The following is a 7,555-nucleotide window of genomic DNA, read 5'->3' as shown; positions in this document are numbered from 1 at the left end:
GGGGGCGGGGGCCGTCATCGCCGCCTGGCCCGCGCCGGTGGGGGTGCTCTCCTAACGGGGCGCCTGGGCCCGGTGTGTGGTAACGCGGGTTATAACCCGCGTTACCACTCACGAGGGCCAGGATCTCGCGGGCCACGGCGTCGTTCTGGCGGAAGGACAACGCGTTCGTCCGCGGCCGGGTGAAGGCCGCCGCCGAGCGGGCGCTCGTGTGCGGGCCCACCGCGAACCGGTGCGGGTGGGGGCGGCCCGTCCCGTCGAGCAGGCGGGAGTCCGAGACCCGCGTGTGGATGCGGCCCGACGGCAGCGACGCGCCCGTCACCGGGTCCGCCACCGTCTCTTCCGCCAGATCGCCCGCGTCCCGCAGCTGCCGGAGCAGGCCGTCGGCCGCGCGCGTCACGCTCGGTTCCGGCAGCCGCGCCTCGATCAGCGTGCGGGCCTCGACCGTCTCCGGGTGGCTCGCCGACGACGCCACGAAGACGCCGCCCTCCGCCGTCACCCGCATTTCCGCGCCCGCGAAGGAAACGATCCCGGCTTCGTGCAGGGCCAGCAGCTCCTCCAGGCGGCGCGGCGGCGGGCCGCTGGCGTAGTAGGAGAAGAACCCGTGGAACCAGCCGTCCATATCGGACACTTGCGAGGCGGCTCCCAACCGTCCTCTTTGGACGAGAACGGGGAGCTGGGTGTACACCGACAGCAGCGCCATGAAGGCACCCAGGTCCGCGCTGAACTCCTGGTCCGCCCGGCGCGCCAGATCGGCCTCGACGTACTGGCGGAGCTTCTTCCCGAACTCCTCCGCCGTGCCGAACGTGCGGCCCGCCATCGGCCGGTCCAGCCGGTCGAGGTCGAGCCGGTCGGCCTCGGCGGGCACCGCCCGCGCCACGAGGTCACGCATGGCGGGCGAATCCCAGGCCAGGTCGGCGAAGGCGTCGGCGAACACGGCGAAGTCCATCCGGACGCGCTCGGGGTGCCCGGTGAGCAGCTCGCTGTAGTAGCCCCAGGCCAGTTCCTTCGCGATCAGCGGCCAGACGTCGGCGCGGAAGTCGAGGGCTTCCCCGGCCAGCGCGTCCATGGCGTAGGCGTCGAAGAACCTGGGCAGCCGCAACGGTTTCCCGCGCAGCCGGTAGCCGATCTTCGCGTGGTACGGGACGCCGCGCCGCGAGCCGACGTGCAGCACCGGCTCGGCACCGCTCGGGTGGTAGCGGAGGCCGCCGCACGGGAGGTCCTCGAACCGGCCGCCGCGGCCCTCGGTCAGCAGCAGCATCAGGTCGACGAACGCCAGCCCGAACCCCCGCACCAGCACGGTCTCGCCCGGCGCGACACCCGCGTAGTCGACGTCGGCGGTGTAGCCGGCCGGGTAGTACGACAGCCCGTGCCGCGCGGCGAACGCCACCAGCTCGCGCTCCCGCTCGTCGGGTTCGGCGTCGAGGTGACCGACGGTGAAGACGACGGCGTCCGCCACGACCGCCGAGCCGTCGGACAGGCGGACGGTGCGGCCGTCGACCCCGGTCGCGCGGGCCGCGTGCTCGACGACGTCGATGCCCTCCGGCAGGTCCGCGACGACCTGCCGGTACACCCAGGTCAGGTAGGCGCTCTGCAGGCGCCGGGTGGGGAAGTCGAAGGCGTCGAGCCCGGTCAGCTCGGCGACGACGTCGGGTGGCACGTCGGCGGCGAGCCCGCCGTCGCGCACCTTCCGCGCCCACTCCAGCAGCGACGGCCCCGGCCGCACCGGGCCGGCCATCTTCACCGAGTCGTCGGTGAACATCGTGACGTCCTCGGGCATGGAGTTCATCCGCAGCAGCGGCGACTGGTCGTAGCGCCACACCCGGCCGGGCCCCGGCGGGAAGGGGTCGATCAGGTGCACCTCGACCCGGCGGCCGCCGAGCACCTCGCCCGCGTTCGCGCCGAGCCGTTCGAGGACGCCGACCCCGCGGGGTCCGGCGCCCACGACAGCCAGGGTGAACGGCGGGAGATCGGCCACGAACCCGAAGCTACGCCGGGGTTCCGGCACCGGAAGCCCTTCCCACAGGGCGGAACCCATCCACCCCGCGCGCGGCTCCGAAGGCCTGGGGTACACCGGCGAGAGGAGCGAACTTGACCTTCGTCCACCCAGGCGCCCGGGCCTCGATCATCCCGCTCCACCTGCGAATACTTGACAGATGAGCTCGGTTCGCCGCACCGCGTCCATACCGCGCAGGACGTGGTCGGCACGCTCCTCCGGGGCAATTGGGCGATCTTCGCCCACGAATGGGCCGATCCGGACGGGATCGACCCCGAGCACTGGCGGGACGTCGTCGAGGCCGCCGCGGAGGCGGCCGGGGTCGACGTCGAGTTCGTGGTCATCCCGCGCCGGTCCCTGACCGTCGTGTTCAACCGGGCGGCTCCGCCCACCTTCGAGCAGGTCCGCGCCTCGATCGAGGTCGTCGAAGGCGCCCGCGGCCGGCGCTGAAGCCCGCCTCCGTTTCCCCGGTAGCCACCTCGCGCACGCGAGGTGGCTACTTTTGCCCCTGGCGACCGACCAAACGGTACGGAATGATCCATTGGTGACTCCTGAGCCACCGGTCAGACACTGCGGGCTATCGTCTGACCCGTTCGGGAAAGCTCCGTGACACCTTCGATACCGGCGAAAGAACCTAGAGATTTACCAACAGTCACGGGACACTGGCTGAGGTAACTCACGTACCGTGACGGCCTCATGACCGACTGGTCTTCTCGTCACCAGAGGTCATGCGCCGGGCACGGTATGCACAAGAGGTCGGGAGAAAACGCATGGCAGCACCGCCGGATCGCGTCACGTTCCGCGAGGTGTTCGGGATCGCCGAGTTCCGGGCGCTGTGGTTCGGCGAGCTGCTGTCCATCGCCGGCGACCAGCTGGCCAGGGTGGCGCTGTCCATCCTCGTGTTCACCGGCACGAACTCCGCGACGCTCACCGGCCTGACCTACGCCCTGACCTACGCGCCGTCGCTGCTGGGCGGCATCTTCCTGACCGGCTTCGCCGACCGCTTCCCGCGCCGCAGCGTGATGGTGCTCGTCGACCTGCTGCGGGCCGGCCTGATCCTGCTCGTCGCCGTGCCCGGGATGCCGTTCTGGCTGATGTGCGTGCTGGTCGGCGGCGTTTCGCTGGTCAACCCGCCGTTCAAGGCGTCCCAGCTGGCGCTGCTGCCGCAGGTGCTCGAAGGCGACCGGTTCGTCGTCGGGATGGGCATCCGGAGCATGACCGTGCAGAGCGCCCAGCTGCTCGGCTTCGCCGGCGGTGGCGCGCTGCTGATCGCCCTCGACCCGCGCGTGGCGCTGGTCGTCGACGCCGCCACGTTCGTGCTGTCCGCCGTCTTCGTGCGCTTCGGCGTCCGCGCCCGGCCGGCCGCGGCGAGCGGCGAGCAGCGCAAGTCCTTCTTCGCGACGCTCGGCGGCGGTGGCCGGACGGCGTTCGCGAGCGGGCCGCTGCGGACGCTGGTGCTGTTCACCTGGCTGATGGGCCTGCTGCCGGTCTACGAGGGCATCGCCGCGCCGTACGTCACCGCGTCCGGCGGCGGCCCGGAGACGATCGGCCTGCTGCTCGCGGCCGACCCGATCGGCAGCGTCATCGCGACCTTCGCCTACACGCGCTGGGTGCCAGCGCGGCTGCGGCCGAAGCTGATCGGCCCGCTGTCCGCGCTGTGCGCCGTGCCGCTGCTGCTCTGCTTCCTGAACCCCGGCCCGGTCTCGTCGATCGTGCTGTTCATCATCTCCGGCGGGCTGGGCACGGTCTGCCTGCTCCAGGCGACCGCGTCCCTGACCCTGGCGGTGCCCGACGAGCAGCGGGCGCAGGTGATGGGCCTGTCCAACACCGGCCTGACCACGATGATGGGCATCAGCCCGCTGATCGGCGGCGTCCTGGCGGATCAGCTGACCCCGCACGGCACGGTGGGCATCTTCGGCGTCGCCGGGATCGTGCTCACCCTGCCGCTGGCGGTGCTGTGGGCCCGGGCGCTGTCGGGCGAGCCGGATCGATGGATCGACAAAGAAGCCGCACGCGCCGAACATGCTTGACATGCCCCGCGCGTGGGCTCGACCTGCGCGACCTTGCGGTGCGCTGTGCGGTCACTGTTCTTTGCCGCGCATCGCTGGCCACCTCTCGTTCCGGTGTCAAAGAAAAAGTACACACCGAAAGCCCTTGTGGACAGCAGGCGAACGGTCTGAAACTGTCCGTGAGTACTTTGTCACCGTACAACCACGCAAGGGTCTGGGGGAAAAATGGTCACATCGGGGGAACAGCACGGCCAAGACTTGATTTCTCGCGTACGGGGCTGGGCACTGTGGACCCGCCCCCGCGACTGGATCATCGCGACGCTGACCGCGATCACGGTCATGCTGAGCTGGACGGCCGTTTCGCTGTTGACCGTGCCGGTCACCGTCGCGCAGCTGGGCACGTTTGCGCTGCTCACAGCCTTGGCCGTGGCGCAGACGGAGGTCAGCAGGCGGCTCGAGCGGCAGCGCCGCATCCTCAGCAACGGGCCCTACATCTCGATGACTTCGGTGTGGCTGCTGCCCGCCGGCCTGCTCCTGCCGGCCCAGTTGATCGCCGCGCTCGGCGTCGTGCTGTACGTCTACTTGGCGTTCCGTAGTTGGTCCGGCACCCGTCCGGGTGAATTTCACCGCGTGGCCGCGAACGCCACCACGATGATCTTGTCGGCCTTCTCCGCGGGTGTCGTCGGTCACATGACCATCGGCAGCGGCGTGGCGACGGTGACGCTGGCCGCGCTGGCCTTCTTCACGGTCAACACCGCGCTCACCGGCCTCGGCCTCTACCTGGCCGACCCGAAGAACGCGACGCCGGTGTCCTGCCTCGGCAACATGGACGACAACCTGCTCGAACTGTCCACTCTGTGCGTGGGCGCGCTGCTGGTGATGGTGCTCAACGAAGAACCGCTGCTGTCGGTTCTTGTCATCCTGCCGCTGTACGTGCTGCAGCGGTCCGTGCTGATCAAGCGGCTGGAAGAGCTGGCCACCACGGACCAGAAGACGCAGCTGCTCAACGCCACCACCTGGCAGGACGGCGCGCAGCGCGAGATCTCGCGCGCGGAGCGGGAGAACGGCAGCTTCGGCGCGATGATGATCGACCTCGACCACTTCAAGCGGATCAACGACACCTACGGGCACCTCGCGGGGGACGACGTGCTCAAGGCGGTCGCCGCGGTGGTCAAGCAGGAGACGCGGGCGCACGACCTGGTCGGCCGGTTCGGCGGCGAGGAGTTCGTCGCGCTGCTGCCGTCGACGTCCAAGGAGGATGCGATCGTCACGGCGGAGCGGATCCGGCAACGGGTCAGCGAGCTGATCATCAGCACCACGACCAACGAAGGCGCGGCCGTCGACATCGAACGGCAGACGGCGTCCATCGGCGTCGCCGCCTACCCGCTCGACGGCGCGTCCATCGAGGAGGTGATGGCGTCCGCCGACGCGGCCGTGTACGCGGCCAAACACGGCGGACGCAACCGGGTGGTGGGCTCGGCCGCGGCGGCTCTCGCCGCGGCTTAGCTACCGCAATCGGTCGATGACGTCGCTCGCCTTGGTCTGCAGGCGGGCGACGCCACCCACGGTGAACTCGGTGAGCAGGTCGATCAGGGCGTCCTGGTCCGGCGGCTCGCCGTCCCAGGTGGCCTGGACCAGTGACTCGGTCATCGCGAAGAAGAGCGTGACGAGCGCGCGGTCCGCGCGGCCGGAGTCGATGCCGTGCGCGGCCCACCGCTTGCGGGCGGCCTCGGCGTAGACGACGGCCAGCCTCTCCCTCAACCGGGTGAGAGCGGGGTCGCCCGCGCGCTCGGCCGCGCGGAGCACGCCGTAGCCCTCGGGGTGGTCGGCGACGAAGGTGACCATGTTCGCGTAGTTGGCCCGCGCCCAGGCCCGCAGGCCGGGCTGCGTGTCGGCCACGGCCGGGCTCGCGATGGCGGCGAAGGCGCTTTCCTCGGTCGCGGCCACCACCTCGGCGAACAGCGTCGCGCGGTCACCGAACTGCTCGTAGACGGCTTGGCGCGAGACGCCGGCTTCGCGCGCGATCTGCTCGATCGTCGCGCCCTGCATCCCGTGCTGCGCGACGACCTTCGCCGTCGCCTGCAGCACGCGGGCGCGCTGCTCGGAAACCGGGAGCTTGCGCGGCCGCCCGCGCGGGGCCGGGCTTGACATTGTGGTCCACCTCACGTGATTCTTTTTTCGACACCTCTGTCTGAAAAGGTGTCACCCGCGCGCACTCGACCTGCTCAACGAGGAGCAAGCATGCGTATCTTCCCCCGCCGCGCCCTCTCCGCGGCCGTCGCCACCGTTTCCGTTCTGGCCCTGGCGACGCTCGGCCCGCCTCAGGCCTCCGCCGCGTCCTTCTACGATCCCCCGTCCCCCCTTCCCGCCGGAAGCAACGGCGACGTCATCCGGCACGAGACGTCGACGTTCTACATCGACCCGATCCAGCTGATCAAGGCCGACGCGAACGTGCAGCGGATCATGTACCGCAGCACCGACACGCACGGCTCGCCGATCGCCGTGACCGGCACGGTGCTGACGCCGCGGTCGGCGTGGCACGGCGCCGGCGTGCGCCCGATCGTTTCCTACGCCGTCGGCACCCAGGGCGAGGGCGACGACTGCGCCCCGTCGAAAGCGCTTGCGGCGGGCTTCGAGTACGAGGGTCCGTTCATCGCCGGGCTGCTGACGTGGGGGTACGGCGTCGTCGTCACCGACTACGAGGGGCTGGGTACGCCCGGGGACCACACGTACGTCAACCGCGCGTCGGAGGGCCACGCCGTGCTCGACGCGATCCGCGCGGCGCAGCGGCTGCCGGAGGCGGGGCTCCCGGACGACGGCCCGGTCGCGATCGCCGGCTACTCCCAGGGCGGCGGCGCCTCGGCCGCGGCAGCGGAACTGCAGCCGAGCTACGCGCCCGAGCTGAAGCTGAAGGGCGCGTACGCCGGGGCGGTGCCGGCGGACCTCGCCGAAGTGGCCAAGAACCTCGACGGCCACTACGCGGTCGGGTTCCTCGGGTTCGCGCTGGTGAGCATGAACTACGCCTACCCGGAGCTGAACATCCCGGCGCTGCTCAACGCGCGCGGGAAGCAGCTGTTCGAGCAGGTCCGGACCGAGTGCACGGTGGAGGCGATCGCCGCGCACGCGTTCACGCAGTCCTCGACGCTGACCAGCGACGGCCGCTCGCTCGTCGCCTACCTCGGCGAGGAGCCGTACCGGTCGCGGGTGGCCGAGCAGAAGATCGGGTCGCTGAAGCCGACGGCACCGGTGCTGATCGTGCACAGCGCGCTCGACGACATCGTGCCCTACGCGCAGGACCGCGACCTGGGCCGGACGTGGTGCGGCAAGGGCGTGAAGGTGCAGTTCAGCACGTCGCTGGTGCCGACGCACGTGCTCGGCGCGGTGCGGGCGTACCCGGAGGCGTTCGCCTGGCTCGAGGGCCGGTTCGCCGGCCTCCCGGCGCCGGTCAACTGCGGCTGGTTCTGACCGCGTCGTGAGTGGTGTTGGGGGGTTGGAACCCCCCGGACAAAAACCACCCCGGGGGGGCGGAAAGCCGGGGGGTGGAGCGGGGGGC

Annotated in this window: 6 protein-coding genes; 4 read left to right on the top strand and 2 right to left on the bottom strand. The window is 70.9% G+C overall.

Going from position 1 to position 7,555, the window contains the following annotated elements; genetic code table 11:
- A partial coding sequence (locus ACWEF6_RS42565; protein ID WP_449688145.1) for an FAD/NAD(P)-binding protein occupies positions 1-1,975 on the bottom strand: 1,975 nt, incomplete at its 3' end.
- A 219-nt stretch (positions 1,976-2,194) separates the two neighbouring features.
- On the opposite strand from ACWEF6_RS42565, the gene ACWEF6_RS42560 reads away from it, so the two are divergent.
- The 3 genes from ACWEF6_RS42560 to ACWEF6_RS42550 all read left to right on the top strand — a co-directional run bounded on the left by ACWEF6_RS42560 (position 2,195) and on the right by ACWEF6_RS42550 (position 5,508).
- The gene (locus tag ACWEF6_RS42560) at positions 2,195-2,443 is read left to right on the top strand and encodes a hypothetical protein (protein WP_449688144.1); all 249 of its coding nucleotides are present in this window, start codon (positions 2,195-2,197) and stop codon (positions 2,441-2,443) included.
- Positions 2,444-2,763: 320 nt separating this feature from the next.
- Positions 2,764-4,023 (top strand): MFS transporter, encoded by a 1,260-nt coding sequence (locus ACWEF6_RS42555; protein WP_449688143.1) that lies wholly within the window; start codon positions 2,764-2,766, stop codon positions 4,021-4,023.
- A gap of 321 nt (positions 4,024-4,344) precedes the next feature.
- Positions 4,345-5,508, top strand: coding sequence for a GGDEF domain-containing protein (locus ACWEF6_RS42550; RefSeq protein ID WP_449688146.1), 1,164 nt, complete (start codon positions 4,345-4,347; stop codon positions 5,506-5,508).
- Here ACWEF6_RS42550 and ACWEF6_RS42545 read toward each other — a convergent pair whose 3' ends face one another.
- Positions 5,509-6,153 (bottom strand): TetR/AcrR family transcriptional regulator, encoded by a 645-nt coding sequence (locus ACWEF6_RS42545; protein WP_310969526.1) that lies wholly within the window; start codon positions 6,151-6,153, stop codon positions 5,509-5,511.
- A gap of 90 nt (positions 6,154-6,243) precedes the next feature.
- Between ACWEF6_RS42545 and ACWEF6_RS42540 the strand changes: the two genes are divergently transcribed.
- Positions 6,244-7,467 (top strand): lipase family protein, encoded by a 1,224-nt coding sequence (locus ACWEF6_RS42540; protein ID WP_449688142.1) that lies wholly within the window; start codon positions 6,244-6,246, stop codon positions 7,465-7,467.
- The last annotated feature ends 88 nt before the right edge of the window (positions 7,468-7,555 follow it).

Source organism: Amycolatopsis sp. NPDC004772 (assembly GCF_053601215.1).
The sequence above is the reverse complement of the archived record's forward strand: the minus strand, read 5'-3'. Positions and strand labels throughout refer to the sequence as shown.

Coding starts and splice junctions, on each gene's coding strand:
- ACWEF6_RS42540 (WP_449688142.1), top strand. CDS start 6,244: ATGCGTATCTTCCCCCGCCGCGCCCTCTCCGCGGCCGTCGCCACCGTT.
- ACWEF6_RS42555 (WP_449688143.1), top strand. CDS start 2,764: ATGGCAGCACCGCCGGATCGCGTCACGTTCCGCGAGGTGTTCGGGATC.
- ACWEF6_RS42545 (WP_310969526.1), bottom strand. CDS start 6,153: ATGTCAAGCCCGGCCCCGCGCGGGCGGCCGCGCAAGCTCCCGGTTTCC.